Genomic DNA, 24948 nt, shown 5'->3' with positions numbered 1-24948 from the left:
CCTTATTTAATCTATGATTAGCTGCACGTTTTTGTAACAAAGATAATTTTAAATACATGAAATATTCGCCGTATGCTTTTTAATTCCAACATAATAAAAAAATGTTGAAGCAACTTTAGAGATTTGAACTGACCCCTAAAAGTTAGACCTCAACATCTATATATGTCGGTTTTAAATATTTTTTTTATTTTAACGACTTCTTAACAGCTTCTTTAAGAGCATCTTTATCAACAACACCTGTATGCAGGATTTCTTTATCTTTAAGTCCTTTTAATCCAGCAGGTACAGAAACTCCAGTCTTTTTATTTAAAGCTTCAACATAAGCAAATCCATCTTCTTCAGCAGCCATTCCAATGGATGAAGCTACACTATCCGCAAATTTATAGGCACTTGCTGTTGACGCAATAATAGTAACTGTCTCATCCTTTGTTTCTTTTTTATAATCTTCATAAACTTTGTATGCCACAGCTGTATGAGTATCCATCAAATAGCCATTATTGTTATACATATTTCCGATAGTTTCGTTAGTTTCCTCAATATTAGCAAATCCACCATAGAAATCTCTCAAACCTTGCTTAATTTCACTATTAACTTCGTAATTTTTTTCCTTATCTAGACTTTCCATTAATGCTGATATTTCCGCTCCATTTCCACCACTTAAGTGATATAAAAGCCTTTCTAAATTACTGGAAATCAAAATATCCATTGAAGGAGAGTTTGTTAAATAAAATTCTCTTCTTATATCATAAACACCTGTATTTATAAAATCAGTTAAAACTTTATTTTCATTTGAAGCACAAATTAACTTCGCAACAGGAACTCCCATCTGTTTTGCATAATAAGCTGCTAGAATGTTTCCGAAATTTCCAGTTGGTACAACTATATTTATTTTTTCTCCCTCTGTTATTTCACCCTTTTCCAAAAGCTTACAATAAGCATAAACGTAATATGCAACTTGCGGGATCAATCTTCCTATATTAATAGAATTTGCTGAGGATAATTTACATCCTATTTTCGCTAATTCTTCTGCAAAAGAATCGTCATTAAAAATCTTTTTTACACCAGTCTGTGCATCATCAAAATTTCCTTTTATAGCAAAAACATGTGTATTTTTGCCTTCTTGCGTAACCATTTGTCTTTCCTGTACTTGACTTACACCCTCATTTGGGAAAAATACAATTATTTCTGTATTAGGAACATCTGCAAAGCCTTCTAATGCTGCCTTACCAGTATCTCCAGATGTAGCTGTCAAGATAACTATTTTTTTATCTTCCTTTTCTTTTTTCATAGCTGTAGTCATTAGATACGGTAAAATAGATAAAGCCATGTCCTTAAAGGCTGCTGTTCTTCCATGATATAATTCGAGAAAAAAAGCATCTCCGGCTTTCACAATTGGAACAATTTCTTTTGCTTCAAATTTTTCATCATACGCTCCATAAACACAGGTTTTTAATTCTTCATCTGTATAATCAGTGAAAAAACTTTTAATCACAGAAAGCGCAATCTCTTGATAAGATTTTGATGCCATGTCCTTTAACTTCTCAGAAAGCTTTGGCATAGAATCCGGTACGAAAAGACCTTTATCATGAGATATACCTTGAATAACAGCTTGAGCTGCATTTTTTATATCTTTACTACCTCTTGTACTTATATAATTAATCATCTTTTATTTTGCTCCTTTTATACTGTATTGTTGTTATTATTATTTACATCTATCAAAATTATAAATTTTATTAGATGAGGTTTTTAATTTAATTGATTAATTGTAACAAAAAAATAAGTTATTTTCAAGGTAATGAAGAAAATACCATATATCTATGTAATTAAATTTTTAATTTAATTAAAAACATACGAATTAAACTTTAAAAATATAATAGCTATCTTAATTTTTGATATAAAATTATATTATAGTTAATCATACAATTACTCTATTTCTGCCCTTTGTTTTTGCTCGATAGAGTTTTTTATCCAACAATTCAATTGCCTGGTTTACACTCCTTATATCACTGTCCCTGTATAAGGTTTGTACTGCAAAACTGCATGTAACTTTAATACAATTACTGTTTATATAAAAATTTTTATTTTCAATAATTGAACAAATATGATTTATAGTTCTGACAGCCTTTTTTTGATTAATTTTCGGAAAGCAGAATAAAAATTCATCTCCACCATAACGAGCAACCCATCCATCTTTTATTATAATAAGCTGCTTGAAAACATTAGAAATTTCTTTCAAAATAAAATCCCCTACAACATGTCCGTATTTATCATTTATTTTTTTGAAAAAATCAATATCAGCATAAATAAGAGATACCGGTTCTTCATTATAAAAATATCTCTCTAAATCCATTGGAAGTTGCTTATCAATATATCTTCGATTATATAAATTTGTCAAAGCATCTGTAATACTTAATTTCTCCATTAATTGAATAGAATTAGCACAACTGTCTTTTTTACTCTGTACGAATTCCAAACAGCAAACTTGGTCATCAATAGTTATCGGTATTTCTACTGTGAGTGTATCTCCATTCTCATTAACAAAAATTTTTGCATTATAAAGAACTGTCTTGTCAGAATGATTTCTAGAATCATTAATATACTGATTTTCATATAATATTTTTTTGTGATTATAGTCCCAAATTCGAATAGATGAATAAAAAGCTTGATAATCCATTATGAATTCCACTGTTTGGGATAAATTATTAAAAATCATACTTTTTCCCTTTATTTAGCTTTATGTTAATAAATTTCTTTATAAAATCTAAAATTATTTCGCTATTTTTCTTTACAAGTAAATGATTTCTTTGTTTCAAATTGTTTTCTTTAAGCTCATTTCTTTCCTTTATTATCAAAATTTTTTTATCATTTCGATGTAATTTTAAAAAAGATAAAAACTCAGACATTGGAAGAGTACGTTCAAATAGAAGTGGAATTTTATATATTCTACAGTATTTTGAAATAATCTCATCTAATATAGCCCAATGAACAGCAATAAAGGATGCCTTATATTTCTTAGATTCCTCAATTATCTCATAACTATTTCTATTTTTTAAATAACCCACAATAACCAGAAAATCAAATTTTTGATTTAAGTAGCTCAATGCCTTCTCTTTATCTGACACTAACGCTACAATCTGAACTCCCATAGAACTTAAGTAATCAGCTAGTTTTTTTGCCTGATCAATAAGTCTGTCAGATATAATTAAAATACTTATAGGATCATCATTTCTTTCTATTTGGGATTCCAAAATAACCACCTCTTTTGACAGTTATATATGTCATAGTTGTCAAATATTTGACTAAAAAGCCTACTATTACATAAAATAACATCTATTATACGATTATAACATATCTAAATCGGCTATCGCAAGCATAACAGCGTATATATTTGGACTAATTGCACATATTATCAATTATGATATGTTTGGAGGTGATAATATGTCTATATATGAAAAATTTGTTCGTGACCGTATAACTCAGCTAAGGTTACAAAAAGGTATTTCTGAATATCAATTAAGCTACGATTTAGGTCATAGCAGAAGCTATATCTATAATATTACATCTGGAAAATCTCTTCCTCCATTAATAGAGTTCTTTTCCATATGCGAATATTTTGATATTACCCCTGTAGAATTTTTTGATAATAAACTTTCCAATCCTGAGTTAATTCATAAAGCTGTTGAAGGATTAAAAGAACTTGATGATAATGACGTTCTTATTATACTTAATCTTATCTGCAGGCTGAAAAAATTATAATATTCTTAAAAACCATTTGCTTGTTTACCGTCTAACTTTTGGATAATATTTTAATAAGTAGCAAATGGTTTTATTACTCCTAGATAAAGTTTATATAAATCACTAATAGTTTTTTCTTTCTTTAATTTCAAACAAAACGCTTATGCCAGTAGTATAAAAGAATTATTTTTAATGTAATGAGTAAAATACCATAGACAAATTTTAAAAAAAGAATTATAATATAATTCAATGAGCATTATTTTGCTTATTAAATCATTTTTATATTGTTTAATATGACCCGTTGGTCAAGTGGTTAAGACGTCACCCTCTCACGGTGGATTCAGGGGTTCGACTCCCCTACGGGTTACCAAGATGTAAAATGCCTAAAACCTTTGAAATATAAGGCTTTAGGCATTTTATTTTTTTGTTTATTTTATACATATTTTTCTGTTTTATCGCTCAAATATGTATGGTGTTGCACCCTAAACTGCAACACCAAAATATTTAAAATTATATAATAATATTTTTAATCTAACCGTTCACTCTAACATAAATCTGATAAGTTTGTCCTTCTAGTTGGCCTTGAATAATAGCAAGTCCTTTTTTTACTGCTGTCACTTCTCCGCTTGCTGATACTGTGGCAATGCTTTCGTCCATTGAACTCCAAGTTACTAAACTGGGATCATCAGCTAAATATAGATTAGAGTTATCTCCTGCTTTTAAATGAACTGCTAATCGCATTTCGTCTGCAGTACCCTCCACTACTTTTACCGGTATGTATTCTTTAAATGTTCCATCTGCATTTTCAGCATAAATATCTGCGTGCCCTTCTCCCACAGCTGTTACTTTTCCATTAGCATCCACTGTGGCTACAGCTTCATTAGTAGAACTCCATGTGAAATTGGTATTGTCTGTTAAATTGTATGATACGCTTAGTTGAACGGTTTCGCCTGTATTTAGTAGTACGGATAGTTTTTTATCTGTACTAACGCTATCTCCTATTTTTAGAGACTCCATCAATACTGTATATCCATTATCAGATTCTCTTTTGTTTCCACCCATTAAATATAGTTTACCGTTTACTATTGTTGATATAGCATTGGTTCTTTTCTCAAGTAATTGTGCGCATGATGTCCATGAATCTGTTGAAACATCATAAGTATTAACTAAATCTAAAAAGCTACCGTTACTAGAACTACCTGCCATAGCATAAATTTTCGTATCAGTTGCTGCAAGTGAATGTTGGCATCTTGGACTAGGCATAGGGGCTCCACTTGACCACGTATCCGTTACCGTATCATATATGTCTACAGTATTAACTATGTTAGATTGTACTTGTCCACCAATTACATAAATACGACTTCCAACCGCAACAATCCCTGCGCCATATTTTTGCGTTGGTATAGATTTACCTTTTGTCCATATACCCGTTTCAGTATTATAAATATTCATTGTATCACTTGTTTTTGTATGGAAATCATTATTTATCAAATAAATTTTATTTCCCACTGACGCTACTTGAACAGGAGTTCCATCAGTTATTGCGCTATTCGTTGTCCATGTATTAGATTTAGTATCATAAATTTGCATTATATCTTTATTATCATAACCAAAAGCATAAATTTTTTCATCATTCATTGTACAAGATAGCATGGTCTGTTTAATAGGTATAGGCTTCGCGCTCTTCCAAGTTCGTGTTTTTACATTATAAATATCCATCTCCTGTGAAGCACCAGCATTTGTATATCCACCTATCATATAAATCTGTTCACTGTCTGATGCTATGCCAAAAAAAATTCCAAATCTAGGTGTCTGTGATTCAACTTGCCACCCTGTTTCCTCATCCGCCCAGGCACTGACCCCCGATATACTTAATACCATACATAATGTAATAAAAATAGTTAATATTCTTTTCATTTGTTTTCCTCCTTAATTTTAGCAAAATTTCTAAAATATATTTTATCATCTATTATTTGTAAAACAATACAATTTGCACAAGTTGCCATATACGTGCACAAGTTGACAAAAATAAATGTATTTTCATACAAAATATTACTTATTTTTAATTATTAGTATATAAATTGGTAAATAAAAATAGCATTTCGTAAAGAAGCATGATATGATTAATTTTATTGGTAAAGGGTTATAAAGAGGAGATTTATGTTAAAAAAAATAATTATATTTATAATGATTTTATTATTAATTGTTATTATAGGTATCATACTTGTAGTAAAATATGTACCTACTGTAGTTGGTGCAGATTGGGATGATGAGCCCCATTTTTATGAATTTTCAATAGAAGAGGATAGTGTTACATTATTAGGCGCTTTTCAATCTGATTTAATGAGTTTTCATGGATATAAATATGAATATGATGGTAAAAATCTATATTTAAAATTATATGTACATATGTATGGATTAGATTGCAGAGAAACAGAAAGTCTTGCTGTTAGAATAAATATTAAAGAAGACTTTAAAAATTTGGAAAATATTTATCTAAAGGATAATAATAAAAAAAAGAGGTTAATATGGAGTAAAAATAATGATACATAATTATTAGTTTACAATTTATATGCTGAATTCCTAAAATATAAATATATAAATAGAACCACAAGTTTACCAAATATATAAATAATATCTTATTTACTCTCACGTATAAAAATGTTATCCTTTTGTAGAAAGGACGTGATTTTATGGATTTAAAAACTATTGATTCGATTTCTGATATTGACTATGATTATTTAAATGAAGTAATTGGCTTTTATGAAGAAAGCCTTAAATATAAGAATATTCCAGTAGTTGACAAATTAGATATTAAACAAGTTATAGATGCTGCTAAAGAAAAATTACTTAATAAGAAAACTGTTTTTTCTCCCAATGAATGTCAAGTTATAATTGACGCCCTTATTAACAATCGCTCAATTATCAATAAAGAAAAAGCAAATGCACGTAAAGGAACTGCCAATTATAAACGTATACACAAATCTCTTAGCAGAATAAACAAATTAATTTCTGAATTCAGTTAAGATTTATATATAAATCTTTTATAAAAATCAACACTTTAAAATGCTCCCTTTTGATGAAACAAGTTTTATAATTCTTGTCTTACTAAAAGAGAGCATAATTATTTTGTTCTGTAATTATAAAATATAATTATTGTGTAATAAGCCTAAGGTTATTACACAAATCCTATATACTAAAAATCGTTTATTAACTTTTTTAACCTCTAAGGTGTCCATCCTTATAATATTTGTCTACAAGTTCAAGAAATTCTTGAACAAAATTATCACTGTCAGGTTCCGCAACCCAATCAGGTAATACATCAAAATAATGGGAAAGAGCATCTATTGTGTCTTTTATTAATTGCTTATCCCCATAAGCTTCAAATAGTTTATTCGACTTTTCATACATTTGAACATCAAAATCATGTGTAATGGTATTAATAATATCTCTAAAATCACTAACAACCTTTGCTTTACTTATTTCAAACTGAATATCATTGATGTCACGCAGTTCTCTACTGAGTTTTTGCTTTTGGACAACCAGTTTATCAACGTCATCCAGTTCTTTCTGAAAATACGATTCACCTATACCGAAAGTCTCGGAAAGCTCAGGCAGATATTTCTTAGATATATCCTGTTTGCCTTTTATCCAAAGATTTATGTTTTGCTTACGAATTCCAAGTTTTTTTGCAAGATCCTGATGCTGCATACCATATAACTGTAAAATATATTCCAATCCGATCAAAAGATTCACTCTCCTTTTTATTGTTTACGACAATATTAACATAGCGTATTGTCTGTGTCAATATTTTTTTCTAAACCCGCAAAAATAAAAATTGAGAAATTCCACTAGTAATTGATTTATAATTTTCTTAACTAACAGTTTACTTCTGAAAAGAACTATTTTTTATTAAAACCTCTCCGATTGGCTTATTTACATTAAAGCTGTATATTAAAACTTAGAAAAGCACCTTTTTAATACTTGGCGTTTCTGATGCAATCAGTTTACCTTTGCGATATGAATACAGCACCGCGGCCTTTTCATTGAGCGCATTGTAGAAATTATCAGCATTTAAGACAATAAAATCAGCAGGATTACCTTCCTTAATGCCATAATTGCTAAGATGAAGAGTTTTTGCTCCATTATGAGTAATCAGTTTGTATGAATTTAATATTTCTTCATAACCCATCATTTGACAAACATGCAAGCCCATGTGCAATACATCTCTCATATTGCCTGTGCCGAGAGGATACCAAGGATCAAAAATATCATCATGCCCAAAAGATACATTAATGCCTGCTTCAAGAAGTTCTTTAACTCGTGTAACTCCTCTGCGTTTAGGATAAGTATCCATTCTTCCTTGCAGATGAGTATTTACTAAAGGATTAGATACAAAATTTATTTTACTCATTTTAAGTAATCTGAACAATTTGGAAACATATGCATTATTATATGAATGCATTGCTGTTGTATGACTTGCTGTAACCATCTCTCCCATACCATATTCATAAGCACGGCAAGCTAAAGTTTCAAGCCCCCTTGATGCTTCATCATCAATTTCATCGCAATGAACATCAACAAGTTTATTATGTTTTTCTGCTAATTTCATTATAAAGTTTAAGGATTCAACACTATATTCTCTTGTAAATTCAAAATGAGGAATTGCTCCAATACAGTCAGCTCCCATTTTAACGGCATTTTCCATCAATTTTTCTCCATTGGGGTAAGACATTATTCCCTCTTGAGGAAATGCAACAATCTGTATATCCACAATATCTTTTAAATCCTGCTTAAGCTCCAGCATAGCTTCTATTGCAATAAGTGTAGGATCTGTTACATCTACATGAGTTCTGACAAATTGTACACCATTTGAAGCCTGCATACGAATTGCTTTTCCTGCCCTTTCTTTAATGTCTTTTTTAGATAACTTTTCTTTACGCTTCGCCCAACATTCTATACCTTCAAAAAGAGTACCACTTAAATTCCAACAAGGATCACCCGCTGTAAGGCAGGTATCAAGATGTACATGCGATTCCACAAATGGAGGCAGTGCCATACAGCCTTTACAGTCGATTACTTCTTCTCCTGATAAAGGAGAAATATCTTTAGAAATTCTTTCGAATTTCCCATCCTTTATACGAATATCTGTAATTTCAGCAGAATTTTCAATAACTATATTTTTAATTAACATAAGCTCCTCCTTTTTCAATCAGTTTTATTCATTCTCCTATACTTTTTTATGATTAATTGATTCTGAAACAAAACAAATAACAGCAGCAACTATTAATGCATTTAAAGGTGCTACTCCCCACGGTACTAGAAGACCAAATAATGCACCACAGATAACAGCTAAAATACTCCCTATGTTTACTGATTTTGCCTCATAATCATTATCACTATACTCTCTCTTGTTCATAATATAGTGGATAATAAGTACAGCTCCAACAGGCGGAATCATACCGCTAAGTATATTTAAGTAGCTTACAAAATTATAATATAGCCAGATTGCAGTAACAGTTCCCACAGCACCTGCTGCCAAAACCATAGGTTTCATAGAAATCTTTGTTAAATTTGATACTCCTAATCCTGCCGTATACAACGCATTGTTATTTGTAGTCCAAATATTAAGTCCAAGTGTAATTACAGCAGGTATAGCCAAACCTTGAAGAATAAGGATATCAAAAATATCTGCCTGACCTGTAACAGCTCCCCCAACTGCACCAAATATCATCATGATAGAGTTACCTACAAAAAAAGCTATTACTGTAGCGGTAACAGCAATTTTAGGAGTTTTTGCAAAACGGGAGAAATTAGGAGTTGCAGTACCTCCGCTGATAAACGATCCCACTACTATAGCAATACCTGCTGCCAAAGTAATAGGTTCTTTCGGATTTTCTGAAAATACATTCATAAATCCACCAACCTCATTAATTCCCCAATTAACAGAGTAGATTCCTAATATGGCAATAAGTGGTACAGCTATTGAACCTAAAATAGCTAAAGCTTTAATTCCGTAATAAGCAGTCAAAGTCATAACTATGCCTGTAATTATTATTAATATCCATACAGGAACATTGGTTAATCCTGAAACAGGAATTGCAAGCATTGCCACACCTACGCCAAACCAGCCTATTTGTGTAAAACTAATAATTGCAGACGGAAGAAATGAACCTTTCTTACCAAAAGAATGATGCGCCAAAAGATCAAGGGAAAGACCTGTTTTTTGTCCTATGTATCCTAAACATCCGCAATACAACCCAAGAAAACTATTACCTATAATTAAAGCTAAAAAGAAATTTTTTAAATTAAGTCCTATACCTAGATTGCCACCCGCTGTCATACTTGGAGTAAAAAATGTAAAGCCAACAAGTACAACCATTGCAGCCCATAAACCTTGTGTCTGTTTAATACTTGGAACTGCTGATAACGAAAACTCTGTATCTTCTACATTTACTGATTTTTTTTCAATTTCGCTCATAAAATTCTCCTTTCTTTTTCTGATATCATTTAAGACTATCAGATATCATGTTTAAAAAATAAAATATAAATTCAAAGGCAATCTTAATTATTAAACGAAGTCTCAATCTGGAATTATTACATGTTACCATAATCCTGCAGATCAGTTGTATCTGCAAACATTATTCAATGATTCCTACCTTACAACAACGTTGTCTTAATCTGGAATTATTATACATACTTTAAAGATACGATACAATAATTTATCCGAAATAAATCTTAATCCACGAAACGAAATTAAATATTCATTAGCAATAAATAATATGAATATTCTGTTAATTATATTCTTTTTAATGACATGCTAATAATGTAAATAATAATTATTATTAAAATCTAATAAACACAAATCACAAATGTCTATTTAAACTTGTTCAAATTATGTATAAAAAAATTAAAACAATTATGTAAACCTTTCTTTTTTATTATAATTTAAGTTTTCAACAATCATTATTCTTTATATTTTAATATTTATAACATTTTTCCACATGATTTTATAAATTGTATCCACTTTAATCCACTTATCCTTGTGGATAACAAAAATAGCCTATAACCTTCTTATTTCAACATCATAATCATTTTTTTGACAAATTATTCAACATTTTATCCACAGTTATTTTTAAACCTAGAATAAAAAATGTAATATTATTATTTTTAATTATTAAATGAAATCTTCATTATCTTAATGTAGATCTTATGTGGTATTACTTGATTTTCTCTGATATGGAATAATCAAATATAAATTGATTAAATCCATCTTCTATATTGTCTTATTAAATGTACCTAATCATTATTAATATTTAATAAAATAATTTTAATTGATAAAACCTTTTGATTTAATTATATACTTTTTATATAATGTTTTTTTGTATATCAAAAATATTATCTAAATTCCTTACTTTATTTATTTTTGAAAGTAAAAAGCTGTTCACTAATTACTTAGTGCCACAGCCTTTTAAAAAATTTTTATTCAGTTTTATTACATGCTCCATCTTCTGAAACATAATAAATTTTTTTTAAATCATCTACTGTAATTCCACCTCTTCCAATTGCTGTATAATTATTGATTTTATCTAATTCACTAGCGGTATCCATCTATTCTACCTCCTTTTAAAATTCTTTTTATTTTTCATTTTTATTTTGCCCAATTCTTTAAATGAAATAATTCATTTTTGAGCAATAATATTTCCATTTTAAAAAAATTTTACATTTATATTTTTTAATTTTTATAATTATTTTTTAATCAAATAAAAGTAATATTTATAACTTTTATACTACTTTCATATATTTATAGTATTTATAATATAAGGAGTTTGTGTTGAAAAAAAAATTATTTATTAATGCAATTATTATAGCTTGCACATCTTTGATTTTTAATACTGTTGGAATTTCTTTCAGAGTTTACGTATCAAATAAAATAGGCAGTGAAGGAATGGGTTTATTTCAGCTTGTAGTATCAGTTTACATGATGACTGCAATCTTTGTGGCTTCAGGAATAAATATTGCCGTTACCCGTCTTATAGCAGAAGAAGGCGGTCGAAGATCATTTCATGTATCAAAAATACTATTAAAAAAAGCTTTTATCTTAAGCTTATTTTTCAGTATTCCAGCCTTGTTATTTTTATTTTATGGTGCTGATTATATTGGTATAAAGTGGCTTAACGACGAAAGAACAATATTATCTCTTAAAATACTTTCTGCAAGTATGCCTTTTATTGGAATTTCTTCATGCATAAAGGGTTATTTTTTTGCTATGAGCAAAATATTAAGACCTACAAGTACACAAGCTATTGAACTTATCATTCAAATTCTTGTTTTTATTAATATATTTGATTATTTTATTTCTAAAGGTTTAGAATATGGATGTGCCGCAATAGTAATAGGAACAACTTTATCAGAACTGGCTTCTTGCATTTTTTCAGCACTTCTTTATTTGTTTGAGATAAAGAGAGATATAAGATATTCAAAAGAATATCATCCAAAAGGGCTTTACAGAAAGCTTTTATTTATTTCTCTTCCAATATCAGTTAATTCGCTTATACGAAACGGATTAAAGACCATAGAGCATATTATGATTCCAATGGTTTTTATGAAATTCGGATATTCAAAAAAATTATCCTTAGAAAACTACGGCATGATACATGGAATGACAATGCCTATTTTAGTATTTCCTTCATTTATATTAATTGCTTTCTCTACACTGCTTATACCTGAAGTTTCAGAAGCTAATGCTTTAAATAACAAAATAAAAATTCGTTATTCAGTATCAAGAGTATTACAGCTTACATCACTGATTTCAATATTAATAACAGGTATTTTTATTATATTTTCAAATAATCTGGGTCTTGCAATTTATAAAAACGCTGAAATAGGAATAATGATGAAAGCTCTGTCACCTTTAATACCTTTGATATATTTAGATACAGTGGTAGATGCACTTTTAAAGGGACTTAATCAGCAGCTTATTACTTTAAAACATAATATCATTGATTCTGTTTTCAGAATAATACTGATATATTATTTAATCCCTTTAAAAGGTATCGTAGGGTTTATTATTGTTTTATATTTGAGTAATATTCTCAACAGCACTTTAAGCATACGCAGACTTCTTAAAGTAACACAAATCAAGCTGAACCTTGTTGATTGGATTTTTAAGCCCATCTTAGCCATATTGCTTTCTGATTTTTTAATTATATTCTTATTTAATAAGATAGATTTAAGTTATTTTTCACAAGGATTATACGTTGCACTTGGAATTATCTTAACCACCATTATCTATTTAATATTTCTTATGCAGTTCAATTCTCTTTCTAAGGATGATATTAAATGGTTTAAAGGCATATTCAAATATTCTAAAGAAATAAAAATAAATTCAGGTTTGATAAACAAAGATTAATCCAATATTTTAAACGGGTATACAAATATTTTTGCCATCTATATTTTTCACCGATACTTTAATATTATATATTTCACTGAGTAATTCAGATTTCATAGTTTCATCAACATTTCCAAATATGATCTCTTTTGAATTTTTTATTACAGTAACTTTATCTGCACATTGATAAACATGATCGGGATAATGAGTAGTCATAATTACACCTAACCCACTATCTGCTAGTTTTCTCACCTGTTTCACTGCTTTCATTTGATTACCAAAATCTAAATTTGATGTAGGTTCATCCATTATTAAAACAGATGGAGTCTGTACCAATGCTCTTGCAATTAAAACAAGCTGCCTTTCTCCACCGCTGATCTCAGTGTATACTTTATCCTTTAAATAACCTATTCCCAAGCTTTCTAAAGCTTCTTCTGCCATATACATATCCTTTTTGCTTGGGGAGGAAAAAACAGATAAATGTGCCGTTCTGCCCATAACTGCAACATCCCTCACCAGAAAAGGAAATGGAGGGGTATGAGCCTGGGGAACATATCCTATTTCTTTGGCTTTATCAACTATAGACATACTATTAAGCATTTTTTCCTTTAAAAAGATTTTTCCTCCTAAAATAGGAATATGTCCCAAAACAGTTTTAAATAATGTGGTTTTCCCTACACCATTTGCCCCTAAAATGCATACAACTTCACCAGCTTTAACTTCAAAAGAAACATTATTTAATATTACATTATTTCCATAACCGCATTTTACATTTTGAAGTTTTAACATCAACACCATTCCTTTCTTCCCTTTAGCAGTAAAAATACAAAAACAGGGGCACCTATAACAGCAGTCAATATCCCCAGAGGAATTTCCACTGTTAAAAAATTTCTTGCAATATTATCTACAAGAAGTAAATATGATCCACCCACAAAAAGAGATGCAGGTATTAAATATTTATAATTAGGTCCCACAATCATTCTGCAAAAATGGGGTATAACTAGACCAACCCAGCCAACCTGTCCGCTTATACTTACAACAGAAGCGGTAAGCAGTGTGGCACAAACTATAATAATAAGTCTTAGTTTTTTCGTATTTATACCTAAAGAAACAGCCTCATCATCTCCGAAAACCAATACATTTAGTCTCCATCTCAGCAAAAATAAAATAGTTGCTGAAAGGATTACAAAAGGCAGTGCAAAAAATAAGTCACTCATTGTAATAGTAGATAAACTTCCCATTAGCCAAAAGGTTATTTCAGGCAGTTTACTGTAAGGGTCTGCTAAATATTTAATACCCGAAATAAAAGCCTGAAAAAGTGCGGAAATCACCATGCCTGATAAAATAAGAACTAAAATTATATTATTGTTCCTTCCTATAGAATTAGAAATCAGCCATGAAAGTCCCACAGCAGCCAATCCGAAAAGAAAAGATACCGACTGTATACCAAAAGGTGAAAATTCAAGCAAAATTCCTAAAGCTGCCCCAAAGCCTGCACCTGCTGAAGCTCCAAGCAAATCCGGTGAAACCATAGGGTTTCTGAAAACTCCTTGATAGGATGCCCCTGACATGGATAGGGCACTTCCAACAATTAAAGCTGCTAACACACGAGGCAGCCTGACATTACCAATAGCAGAATTAACAGAAGTATCCACATTTACCCCAATAAAATAATTTATAAGCTCTTGACAGCTGACATGATAACGACCATAGAGCATGGATATTACAGCTAAAAAAGCAGTAACAAAAAATAATATAATAATTAATGTTTTATTTTTTCTTTCATTATGTACCATAGATATTCTCCTTGTTTTCTATGTTTTTCTTATCCGCTTTCTTTATTAAGGGCAGTCTTATAATAAATATCCATTTTACTTTTTCCATACGAGACAATTTTTTATATATACTTAAAATACAATAAATAAGATTTATCCTTGCTTTTTCATATTCTTCATCAGTTATGTTAAACCCGTTATCCAATACCGAATTGGAGTATGTCACTTTTTGTACAATCTTTGCAGCCTCACTAATTGAATCCTTATGAAATATTTCCCTTTCTTCCAAATCTTTTGCCCATTTAGTTAAAGATATGTAATTTTTATCCTTGAAAGCAATATTAAAAAATTTAAACCAACCAATAATAGAAACTTTTTTATCTTTGGATTCTAAAATCTTATTCCATTTTCTTACGGATAAGTACCTATAAACTGCAATACCTGCCGCTATAAGCAGTAATACGGTTAATACCTGCAACACTATAATATATAATTTTTCTAGATTGCCTGTACCACTACCCCTGCCATTACCATCTCCCGATAAACCGTTTTCTGCAAAACTGTCTTCAGTTTCCTCATTTTCTATTTTTGGTGTCTCTACTGCAATTTGATTAACCTTGGTTTTACCTTCATTTTCATATTCAATAGAATCACCCTCTGCATCTGCAAGATCTCCCGTTGGCATAGGTGTAAGCCCGGGAGTCACTTCCACAGGCATCCAGCCGCACCCTCTCAGATAGACTTCACACCAAGCATGGGATGCTGTATCCTTAACATTTATTAAGTATTTTTCATCTTTTGTCTGAGCAGCCGTAATATATTCGCCCGCATTAACAACATACCCTTCAACATACCTTGCAGGTATTCCCATACTCCTAAATATGAGAACTGATGTTGATGCAAAATGGGTGCAATATCCCTTTTTATTTTCATATAAAAAATATGTAACAAAATCTTTATTGTCAGGCGTTGCTCCCGGAGATAATGTATAATTTGCTTTAGAGGATAAATCTCCCATGACATATTTGATAATATTTTCAATATTACTGAATCTATCAGTCATATTCTCATATTCATCAGAAACAGCTTTAGCGCTTTTAGGAACATTCAAGTATTTTGATTTTACATGCTTATAATATTCCTCTTCATCGTTAAAACACTTGTCCAACATCTCTTTAGTAATTTTACCGTTTGAAAACCCAATTGAATTTAAAAGGTTACTATAAATATCATCTTTGGAAAGCAAAAACAAATTATTATCATAATTTGCCACTTCAAAATATTCAAAGCTGTTACCTTTTTTATCTGCAACAAAATAAGGTGTATAATCGTACCCTTCTTCCGCTGCCTCGCCTAAAGTTATTTTTAAATTTCTCTTCTGTGAATGGAATAAATTTGACAACTCCATGTTATCAAAGTTTATAATATCCACAGACTTATCAGAATCAGAATCTGTCTCTGCTTCTTTCCATCCCTTACTTGTGTAATCACCTCCCACAAAACCCCTTATATATAAATTACCCAAAAGCTTATCTGCTTCAACTGTCAATGCAGTCTCCCCAGTAAATGAAAATTTATCTGTTTTGCTGAAATCTCCTCCCGTAATACCTCCCTGAGGCGGTGTTTTTTCTTCAAATGCAGGAGATAAGGTTTTTGTAATAGCCGTTTTAGCAGTATCTCTACCCCAGAGATTACTTAAAAAAGTATTGTATCCTTGCTCATTTACAAGAAGTAAGGATGACGTAAGAAAAATACCTATAAAAGCAGCAATAATTACAGCTGAGGTATTGATACTTTTTAAATTCCTCACATCTTCAGCATTTTTTATCAAAGAAGAATTTTTATTGGATAATACTAATGCCATAATTCCTGCAGTAATCAATATTGCAAAAGACCATATATTCGGCAACTGATTAAAAAAGATCATTGGCTCAATAATGGGAACTACAACAAGCAGCCAGATCATTATATTTAGTTTCTCAATCAAACTGTAGGCTAATATGAGAATTACAGGAAGTAAAATCACAATGAAAGTTAGTTCCATCAAATTGCTGTCATAACTTAAAAAATTATCATAGTCCCAGCTTATCTCCTGACTCTGTGCGATGGTTTCACTTATAAACGAGAATAGCTGAACAGCCCCTTTAAGTAAAATTTTTTTAAATATAATAACTGTAAGCAGCCAAATTCCAAAAACAAGAGAATTTAACATCACTTTATATCTCTTTATAAAAATAAGTATGCAGAATTCTACAATTATAAATAATGTTGCAAAACTCAATACTTTTATAATATTAAAAGGTAATTTGAAAGCAGAACTCATTGAAAAAATAAGGCTGTAAACGGTTAATGCCAAACACAAAAGCGGTAATAATGAATCTTTATTTGATTTTTTTCCTTCGCTAAAATTCAATGTATATCCGATTTTACTTATCATGCACTCAACCTTCTTTCTCCGTTTCTTTCTTCATTAGGAGAAAAATAAAATACCCCATCACCCTCGGGACAAATTTCTTTACCTAGAGAAGTTCCTCCATAAAGTGTCATACCAAGCATTTGCTGCATAGCAATATACATATCATCTAAATTATTTATATTTATACTTGAAACCTCACCCTTTTTATAGTCATACCACCAAATACTGTGATTAATTTTTTCTGATATCATACCCATAGATAGTGAAAATAGTTCTTCAAACATGGTGTCCATACCTGTTAAAGCTTCTTCTGTAAGACTTTCTGCATAGAAATCCGCAAACAAAATAAAACTGTTGTCTATTGGCAGTGAATATTCTTTAATTAAGGTTTTATCTAATTTTGCTGTAAGTTTCCAATGAATTTGTTTAATTAAGTCTCCTTCTCTGTAATCTCTTATTCCAAAAATTTCAGAAGAATCATATCCCGGTTTATCCTTTGAATAAATATTATCTGTAAATGTGCTTCTCGTAGTAAAATCAACAATCTTTTCTTTTTCACATAAGGGCAGCATATATACAGTAACTCTTTGATCTAAATTCAATTTGTTTTTATAAAGCATAATTGGATCGTATAAAAATCCATCCAAAAGATGCATTTTTATCCTCCCAATATGGCTTGAATTTATGGAAAACTCAACAATCCTTGTTTTGCCCGCCCCTACTGATACTTGAACATTTCTAATTTCACTGTAATTTATAAAACCATTCCTACATCGCGAAACTAATTTTAAATTCATTATAGGAAGTAAACCTTTATTTTCAACAATTAACTCCATAGGAATTTCTTCACCAAAATTTACTGTTTTCTTCTTCTCCTTTAAACTTGCATAGACATATTTAGTACAGTATCTACCATAAAAAAACAATAGAATAGTAACTAGGATAACTCCAATGCCTAGGATAAAAATATGATAAGCATCACTTATAATACCTAATATAAAAATTCCAATTATAACTAAAGCCGTTGAAATTTTAACTGATATCATACTATTTCTACCTTTCCTGTTTCTTTTAAAATAGAATTTGCAATATCTGATGAATTCAATCCTTCGATTTTAGCTCTTGGTTCAAGTATAATTCTATGGCATATGACTGAAGAAAAAACCCTTTGAACATCTTCGGGAATAACAAAATCCCTTTCACAAAGCATAGCATAAGCTTTTGCCATATCTGTCAAAGCTAGAGTTCCTCTAGGGCTTAATCCCAGTCTTATAAATTCATTTTTTCTTGTTTTAGAAACAAGTTCCAATATGTAATTTAATATTTTTTCATCTATAAAAATATTTCTTACATCTCTTTTTATTAAATTTAAATCCTCAGAATTTATTACATCATCAACCTTAGAGAGAGTATCACTTCCGCCATTTTTAATAACTTGAAATTCACTGTCAAAATCCGGATATCCCATAGACAGCCTAACCATAAAACGGTCTAACTGCGATTCGGGCAAATCTTGAGTTCCTGCACTTCCAATTGGGTTTTGAGTAGCTATTACTATAAAAGGCTCAGGTAATTTTCTGGTAATTCCGTCTACAGAAATTTTCCCTTCTTCCATAGCTTCAAGCAAAGCCGACTGTGTCTTTGGCGAGGTACGATTTATCTCATCTCCTAAAAACAAATTACAACATAACGCACCTTCTTTATATTCTAGAGAACCGGAATTTTTATTATACACAGAAAACCCTGTTAAATCTGATGGCATAACATCAGGTGTGAACTGCATACGTTTTCCTTCTAAATTCATGGCTTTTGAAAAGGCTAAAGCAAGGGTAGTTTTACCAACCCCCGGTATGTCTTCTATTAATATATGCCCTCCAGCTAAAATTGCAGTCATGGCAAGTTCTATGACTGAATCCTTACCTATAATCGCTTTTTTTACTTCCTTAATTACATCTTTTATTTGACTATTTTTCATAACGCATTTCTCCATTTTTTCTTTTCTTAGTATAAATTAAGCCTCCTATAACTGTAATTATGATTAACAAAAACAATCCTGCACCTAAGAAAAGTTTATAATTCGTATTATTCTCTACTTCTGCATTCTTGTTATTTTTAATTTCCTTATGGCTGATTACTGAATCTATTTTTTCTAAATCAGCTTTTATCTCTAAATCAGGATTATCCGATATATCTAAATATCTCAGTTTTGTTTTTTCTAAATGAGGTAATACTTTTAAATTATTTTCATGCAAATCAAGTGACAGTAATTCATGGAATTGGTTTAAATCGGGCAGGCTGCTTATTTCATTTAACGAAGCATCCACAGTTTTTAATTGGTCAAGTCCTGATATAAATGATAAGGATTTTAATTTATTATTACATACATTTAAGCTCTTTAAATTAGGCATGGAAAGGCTGTCTATATTTTTTAACTCATTTCCTGATAAGTCCAAGCTCTCCAGTTTATAAAAACAAGTTCTTGAAATTTCATCAATATTATCTAAGCCTAAATCAGCTAAATACAGGGACTTTATAGTATCAATATCTCCCTGAGTTACTGTATCAGTAACTTCACATCCTATTTTTTCCGCTGCTGCTTGTGAAATTTTTTCATTAGGGAAAAGCCCATCTAAAGTACCTAGGACTTTTGTGCTGTCATAATGAAGTACATCTCCCTTTTCTAAACTACTGAAATCTAATGCTTCAGTTGTTAAAACAAAATTACCTCCATTTCTTAAAGAAAATTTTGTATAACCGTCTATAACTTGTATGTCTTTTTCAACTATTGAAGCACTATCCACATCTAAAATCTCATCTTCCATAACAATGGGAGCTGCTCCATGAATTACTGTGCCGTCATAGCCTCCGTAATACATTAATGTTAAATTTTCTCCTTCTTTAAAATTACTGCTTACATCAAGGGTAATCTGTACTTCGCCCGGGAATTCTCTCTTGTTAGCTAAAGAAAAATAGAGACAGCTGGCGGATTTGGGAAGTCCTTGAGTCTTTTCTTTACCATATTTTCGTAATCCTAAATAGTAAGGTCCATCAGGAGTTTGTTTCAAGTTTTCAGGGTTAAACATATAGCTGTATAAAAGCTTTCCTTGAATATTATCATTTTCATGACATTCATAAATTTCACTTTTACCCTTTTCTTTTATTGTAACTAAGTGTTTCCAAACAACTCTGCTATCACCATTTATCAAATATATATATGGTTTTTCCGTTGTTCCTTCGCCTTTGAAGGGTTTAGAATTATCATCAATAGACGGTAATGTACTTTCTGCAAAAGCAGAGCATGAGAAAAAAGCTGTTATCATTAAAGTAATAAAAATATTTTTTATTAACCGTTTCAATTTCTCTTCCTCCGTTTAACTTCCGTTATTAATATTAATAAGCTGCATACCAGCAAAGTTACAATAAGCAGCAGCTTTATTGTCTTTGCGGAATCTTTTCTTTTTAAAGATTGTTCTGCCAATAGGGTTGTAGCTTCAGAAGTATATTCTTGTTTTAGGCTGATTGCTTTTGCAAGTTCTTCCTTGCTGTCAGCTTTAAAAACAGCAAATTCCCCTAAATGTGTTGTATGAAAATTTAAACGCATATTTCCCTTTTCATCGATCTTACTGTCAGCAGCAAAAACTTCGGCTGTAATTTCTGCATTTTTTATCTCTTTCACATATAACAAGTCTTCATCATAAATAGAATATCCACTTCCTAAATCACAAGTTACCTTTAAATATTCTCCATCTTCCATTTTATATGAAAACCCGGATTCTTTGATTAGCTGTATTTTATAATAAGCTTTTTGACCTTCTGACTTTAAAAGCTCTTCTGCATTTAAATCAACATTGGGATTATTCAAATATCCTTCCACTGTAAGATTTCCCAATTCTTTCTTATAATTTGCTTCTTTTAGCTGTTCTTTTACCCTCATATCTGTAAGGACGCCTGTTTCAGTTTCTTTTTTATCATTTACTTCTTCGTCCATATATATTTTTTCCTCTTTAACTACAGGAGCAGAAGCCTTATTTCCATTTCCCGATGAGCCGTTACCATTTCCCGGAGCCCATCCGTCAGCAATTTCCTGAGTTTCTCCCGTCTTTGTAAAGACAAAAAATCCCCCTGTATATAAAGGAAATGTTATATATCCTTGAGAATCAACAACATAATCAGCATCATATCGTGAATAAGTGCTTTCTTGCGTGAGCAGCTCTGCATTACTTTGAGCCTTGCCATGATATAAGTCGCCATTGCACGAGCCTAGCAGATATTTGAAATGCAATATGTCTCCGGATTTATAATAATTTGACATATCAATCTTGTAATTTATTGCCCCTGCAAATTCTCTTGTTCTGCTCATAAGAAATAATACTGAATTAGGATTTTCAGAAATAGCAGTTAAAGTTTCTGCTGCTTCTTTTCTTCTGTCTGCATATTTTCCAATATACAGAGAGTGAGATTTTAAGGTTTTCTCTATTACTTCTTTTGAAGGGTTTAATTTGTAATCCAGATAATATGGTCCTTTCATATTTTCAGGGGTCATTCGCCATTGTGATCCGTCAATTGTTATTGACGCAATTAATTTCCCTGTTGAAGGGCTTCTATATTCAATGGATACATTCATTATCTTTGCAGGATCATAAGACGCCTCCGTTGCATTCATATCAGATGAATAACCTGCAACAGTATTTATAGAACGCCATGATGCCCAGAAAAAGTCATCCAGTTTTCCTAATATGGTTAAAGGTTCATCTTTAGTTCCATATGGTTTTTCCCCTTTATAATTTTGAGTGGTATACATGTTATCTCTTGAAGTGGATGAAACTAATTTTGCATCATCCACAGTTCTTCCTGACACCGTTTCTCCTGTAGGAGTGGTTTTATACGTTCCTCCCTTTTCTATGTAAAAATAAATATATCCTCTGTCCACAATGGAAGAAGTGTCTATTCCATTACCTTTAATATTTATAATCTGTGCATTATGGTATTTATCTCCCACATAAATACAAGCTTTCATCTTGCAGGGGAAATCATCTTTTTCGGCTATTTTAATATTTCCATTGTCAAATTCAGTGTCGAAATCAAACATCTTTTTATTGCTTACTTTTGAGATTCTCTTGCTTTCAACTAAATATGACCATAATATTTTGTTACTTTTATCCTTGTACAAAAATAATCTGGATTGACCATTATTCTTCAGTTCATTAAATGAAGCACCATCAACAACCGTTTCTCCTGATTTGGAAAAATCGTAGTAAAAAGGTAATATATCTGATCCGGCATGAATGTACTCATCACTTATTGCTTCACCCTGTTCATTTGGCTTATCCCAATATCCGCTGCTTTCTGTTTCCTGCGAATTGCTGTCTTCTTGGATTTGTAAAGGCTCATAGCCGTCCGCTGTAATATAATAATCGCCGCCATGTTCTAAAGGCAATTCCAATTTGCCCTCTTTAACAGGAACTCTCATACGCATACTGCCTGATACACTGACAACATTTCCGTTCTCAAAGCCTTTATATCCTGACAGTTCTAGAGTCAATGTAACAGGGACATATTCTGAATCGTTTTCCTTTATTTGAACCTGTAAAGTTCCCTCTCTGTCCTGCCATGTATTCACATCTAATGAGAATGGCGGGTTTACAGTTTGTACATTATTTGAAGAAAAACGCATTGTATAATCTAATACTCCACCCTTTTCATGCTTTACGAGCCAGATTGCCTCAGGAGCCTTTTCAAGCATTTTATTTATATCCTCTTCACGCAGCAGATTATTTTCGCCGCTTATTGTTATTATATAAGGATCTATAGCTGTTCCCGCCCCCGTTATGTTATAATCTGACAGTTTTATGTCTTGTGCTGCATATGATTTTTCTGCAGCACAAGGTACAATTGAAGATAAAGTAAAAAAAACAATGCCAATCAAAACAAATATATGTTTTAATTTTTCTTTACTCATTTAAAGTTTCCTTTACCGTATTTTTATACACTTTTTCCATTAATACAGCAGTTTCTGCTCTAGTAAGCATTTTTTTCGGTCCAAAACTTCCATCACTGTAACCTGTAAGATAGCCTTTCTCCATACATGCCTCTGCATATCCCTTAGACCATTTTGAAAAATCCGCAGTATCAGTAAAGTTATCATTTTCCTTTGGGTTAATATCTAGGGCACGAGAAATAAGCACTACAGCCATCTCTCTTGTCAATCCTTTTTCTGCTCCAAAAACCGTATCAGATATCCCTGAAGTAATTCCGTTGCTGTAAGCTGTATAAACATAGTCACGATATGGGCTTCCTTTTGGCACATCTTCAAAATTTAAATCTTTATTAGATTGAACAACTGTACCTGAAGACAAAATCAAAGTCTTAATAAAATCCGCCCTGTTGATAGTTTCATTTGGAGAAAAAATTCCTCCTTCTGCCGACATGTAATTTTTCTTCAGCTGCTCATAAATACTGCTGTATGCCCAATTATCTTCCTTTACATCCGTTAAGTTCACTATATTATAAATTTTTTCAGTAATCTTTACATCTCTGTTTTCTTTTATTGAAGTTTCGTTTCTTAATTCAAAATATCCTCCGTTATATAAATCAAAAGTTAAATAACCCTCTTCATCTACAATGCTGTAAACTCCTTTATCCTGATAGTATTTAGTATATGTAGGTTCTAATTTAACAAGGCTTTCAGGAAGAGGCTTTTCTTGATGATATAAATTACGATCACCTGCTCCTAGCAAATAACTTATACTTATTTTATCTCCTGCTTTAAATTTCCCATTGTCACCTACATAAACAGTAAAAGTAATAGGACCTGAATAATCTCTCATTCTGTAATTAAAAAATAAAGCAGACGTTTTGGAATCTCTTACGCTTTTGATTACTTTAACAGCATCAGCTTTTCTCTGCTCTACATTTTCAACGTTGTCATTATTGTACAAATAATGATTATCCAGCGCATAACCTGATGTAATAAATTCGTCAGTAGGATCTATTAAATAATTCATATAATACGGTCCTTTATATTTTCCGTTAACAAAAGTCCACAAATTTCCATTTACTACAAAAGCTCCTTTTAATCTTCCTGTATCTAAATCCCTGTCTTCACATCTTAAAACATATACCTTGCTTTTATCGTATGCATCAATATAATCAGAATCATTATAATATTCCATGCCGGGATATCCTGCCAATACATTGTAACCTTTCCAAGCTGCTTGAAGTTTAAATTTAGACATTGGAGTATCAGCAAACTTACTTAGTACAACATATGGGTCTTCCACAGTTCCTTTCCCTTTGTATGCATATTCATACATTGTTTCTGACTGTAAATTTTCTGCAAAGCAGTCCTTAATAGTTTCACCTGTTGACGTTATTTGAAAATCACCTGACTTTGGAGTATAAAATTCTACTTTTCCATTGTCCACAACGCCTTTAGTATCAACTTCTTCTCCTTTTATTGTTACAATTGAACCTCCGCTGAAATCCTCACCAAGTTCCGCGGAAACAATACCAGGTATATCTCCGTTAGATTTGTCTATAGTCACAGATACATTTTCTGCAAATACAAAAACAGTAAAAGATGCGATTAACGCACATGTAAGGGTAAATATTTTTATTATCTTTCTCATAAT

General features: G+C 31.0%; 20 protein-coding genes and 1 tRNA gene. 5 read left to right on the top strand and 16 right to left on the bottom strand.

What is annotated here, in order from left to right:
• Positions 1 to 184 precede the first annotated feature (184 nt).
• The 3 genes from thrC to K292_RS0106895 form a co-directional block, all read right to left on the bottom strand.
• The gene (thrC, locus tag K292_RS0106905) at positions 185 to 1663 is read right to left on the bottom strand and encodes a threonine synthase (protein ID WP_027399226.1); all 1479 of its coding nucleotides are present in this window, start codon (positions 1661 to 1663) and stop codon (positions 185 to 187) included.
• A 252-nt stretch (positions 1664 to 1915) separates the two neighbouring features.
• Positions 1916 to 2713, bottom strand: a complete 798-nt coding sequence (locus K292_RS17805) for a GGDEF domain-containing protein (protein ID WP_051280458.1) — start codon at positions 2711 to 2713, stop codon at positions 1916 to 1918.
• Positions 2703 to 3248 (bottom strand): hypothetical protein, encoded by a 546-nt coding sequence (locus K292_RS0106895; RefSeq protein WP_027399225.1) that lies wholly within the window; start codon positions 3246 to 3248, stop codon positions 2703 to 2705. The genes K292_RS17805 and K292_RS0106895 overlap by 11 nt, the downstream gene beginning before the upstream one ends.
• A gap of 190 nt (positions 3249 to 3438) precedes the next feature.
• Here K292_RS0106895 and K292_RS0106890 point away from each other — a divergent pair, with 190 nt between their 5' ends.
• Together K292_RS0106890 and K292_RS0106885 are read left to right on the top strand one after the other, a co-directional pair.
• On the top strand, positions 3439 to 3756 hold the full coding sequence (locus K292_RS0106890) for a helix-turn-helix domain-containing protein (protein WP_330364935.1): 318 nt from the start codon (positions 3439 to 3441) through the stop codon (positions 3754 to 3756).
• 274 nt (positions 3757 to 4030) lie between these two features.
• Positions 4031 to 4105, top strand: a tRNA-Glu gene (locus K292_RS0106885).
• A gap of 161 nt (positions 4106 to 4266) precedes the next feature.
• On the opposite strand, the gene K292_RS0106880 is transcribed toward K292_RS0106885, so the two are convergent.
• On the bottom strand, positions 4267 to 5652 hold the full coding sequence (locus tag K292_RS0106880; RefSeq protein ID WP_027399223.1) for a Kelch repeat-containing protein: 1386 nt from the start codon (positions 5650 to 5652) through the stop codon (positions 4267 to 4269).
• Between the two features lie 243 nt (positions 5653 to 5895).
• On the opposite strand from K292_RS0106880, the gene K292_RS0106875 reads away from it, so the two are divergent.
• On the top strand, positions 5896 to 6288 hold the full coding sequence (locus K292_RS0106875; protein ID WP_027399222.1) for a hypothetical protein: 393 nt from the start codon (positions 5896 to 5898) through the stop codon (positions 6286 to 6288).
• 140 nt (positions 6289 to 6428) lie between these two features.
• Positions 6429 to 6761 (top strand): hypothetical protein, encoded by a 333-nt coding sequence (locus tag K292_RS0106870; protein WP_027399221.1) that lies wholly within the window; start codon positions 6429 to 6431, stop codon positions 6759 to 6761.
• Between the two features lie 193 nt (positions 6762 to 6954).
• Here K292_RS0106870 and K292_RS0106865 read toward each other — a convergent pair whose 3' ends face one another.
• The 4 genes from K292_RS0106865 to K292_RS19260 all read right to left on the bottom strand — a co-directional run bounded on the left by K292_RS0106865 (position 6955) and on the right by K292_RS19260 (position 11346).
• Entirely contained in the window at positions 6955 to 7482 is a 528-nt protein-coding gene (locus K292_RS0106865; RefSeq protein WP_027399220.1) for a helix-turn-helix domain-containing protein, read from the bottom strand.
• Between the two features lie 214 nt (positions 7483 to 7696).
• Positions 7697 to 8929, bottom strand: coding sequence for a cytosine deaminase (codA, locus tag K292_RS0106860; protein ID WP_027399219.1), 1233 nt, complete (start codon positions 8927 to 8929; stop codon positions 7697 to 7699).
• 36 nt (positions 8930 to 8965) lie between these two features.
• Complete coding sequence (gene codB / locus K292_RS0106855; RefSeq protein ID WP_027399218.1) at positions 8966 to 10216, bottom strand: cytosine permease; 1251 nt, start codon at positions 10214 to 10216, stop codon at positions 8966 to 8968.
• A 1001-nt stretch (positions 10217 to 11217) separates the two neighbouring features.
• The gene (locus K292_RS19260; RefSeq protein ID WP_281168536.1) at positions 11218 to 11346 is read right to left on the bottom strand and encodes a hypothetical protein; all 129 of its coding nucleotides are present in this window, start codon (positions 11344 to 11346) and stop codon (positions 11218 to 11220) included.
• A 223-nt stretch (positions 11347 to 11569) separates the two neighbouring features.
• Here K292_RS19260 and K292_RS0106845 point away from each other — a divergent pair, with 223 nt between their 5' ends.
• A complete protein-coding gene (locus K292_RS0106845; protein ID WP_051280456.1) occupies positions 11570 to 13147 on the top strand; it encodes an oligosaccharide flippase family protein in 1578 nt (525 codons plus the stop codon).
• Positions 13148 to 13156: 9 nt separating this feature from the next.
• Here K292_RS0106845 and K292_RS0106840 read toward each other — a convergent pair whose 3' ends face one another.
• The 8 genes from K292_RS0106840 to K292_RS0106805 are packed head-to-tail and all read right to left on the bottom strand — an operon-like array spanning position 13157 to position 24945.
• The gene (locus tag K292_RS0106840) at positions 13157 to 13924 is read right to left on the bottom strand and encodes an ABC transporter ATP-binding protein (RefSeq protein ID WP_245570837.1); all 768 of its coding nucleotides are present in this window, start codon (positions 13922 to 13924) and stop codon (positions 13157 to 13159) included.
• Positions 13915 to 14922: a FecCD family ABC transporter permease gene (locus K292_RS0106835; RefSeq protein WP_037372733.1), complete on the bottom strand. Its 1008-nt coding sequence runs from the start codon at positions 14920 to 14922 to the stop codon at positions 13915 to 13917. Before K292_RS0106835 ends, K292_RS0106840 begins: the two co-directional genes overlap by 10 nt.
• The gene (locus K292_RS0106830; protein ID WP_027399214.1) at positions 14912 to 17338 is read right to left on the bottom strand and encodes a transglutaminase-like domain-containing protein; all 2427 of its coding nucleotides are present in this window, start codon (positions 17336 to 17338) and stop codon (positions 14912 to 14914) included. Before K292_RS0106830 ends, K292_RS0106835 begins: the two co-directional genes overlap by 11 nt.
• On the bottom strand, positions 17335 to 18363 hold the full coding sequence (locus tag K292_RS0106825) for a DUF58 domain-containing protein (protein WP_027399213.1): 1029 nt from the start codon (positions 18361 to 18363) through the stop codon (positions 17335 to 17337). Before K292_RS0106825 ends, K292_RS0106830 begins: the two co-directional genes overlap by 4 nt.
• Positions 18360 to 19292, bottom strand: coding sequence for an AAA family ATPase (locus tag K292_RS16295; RefSeq protein WP_051280454.1), 933 nt, complete (start codon positions 19290 to 19292; stop codon positions 18360 to 18362). The genes K292_RS0106825 and K292_RS16295 overlap by 4 nt, the downstream gene beginning before the upstream one ends.
• Entirely contained in the window at positions 19282 to 20673 is a 1392-nt protein-coding gene (locus K292_RS0106815; RefSeq protein ID WP_027399212.1) for a leucine-rich repeat domain-containing protein, read from the bottom strand. Before K292_RS0106815 ends, K292_RS16295 begins: the two co-directional genes overlap by 11 nt.
• The gene (locus K292_RS0106810; RefSeq protein ID WP_027399211.1) at positions 20670 to 23276 is read right to left on the bottom strand and encodes a hypothetical protein; all 2607 of its coding nucleotides are present in this window, start codon (positions 23274 to 23276) and stop codon (positions 20670 to 20672) included. The genes K292_RS0106815 and K292_RS0106810 overlap by 4 nt, the downstream gene beginning before the upstream one ends.
• The gene (locus K292_RS0106805) at positions 23269 to 24945 is read right to left on the bottom strand and encodes an S-layer homology domain-containing protein (protein ID WP_027399210.1); all 1677 of its coding nucleotides are present in this window, start codon (positions 24943 to 24945) and stop codon (positions 23269 to 23271) included. The genes K292_RS0106810 and K292_RS0106805 overlap by 8 nt, the downstream gene beginning before the upstream one ends.
• Between the last annotated feature and the right edge of the window lie 3 nt (positions 24946 to 24948).

The sequence above is a fragment of the Anaerovorax odorimutans DSM 5092 genome (assembly GCF_000426305.1).
Lineage (GTDB): Bacteria > Bacillota > Clostridia > Peptostreptococcales > Anaerovoracaceae > Anaerovorax > Anaerovorax odorimutans.
This window is presented reverse-complemented; position numbering and strand designations above follow the sequence as displayed.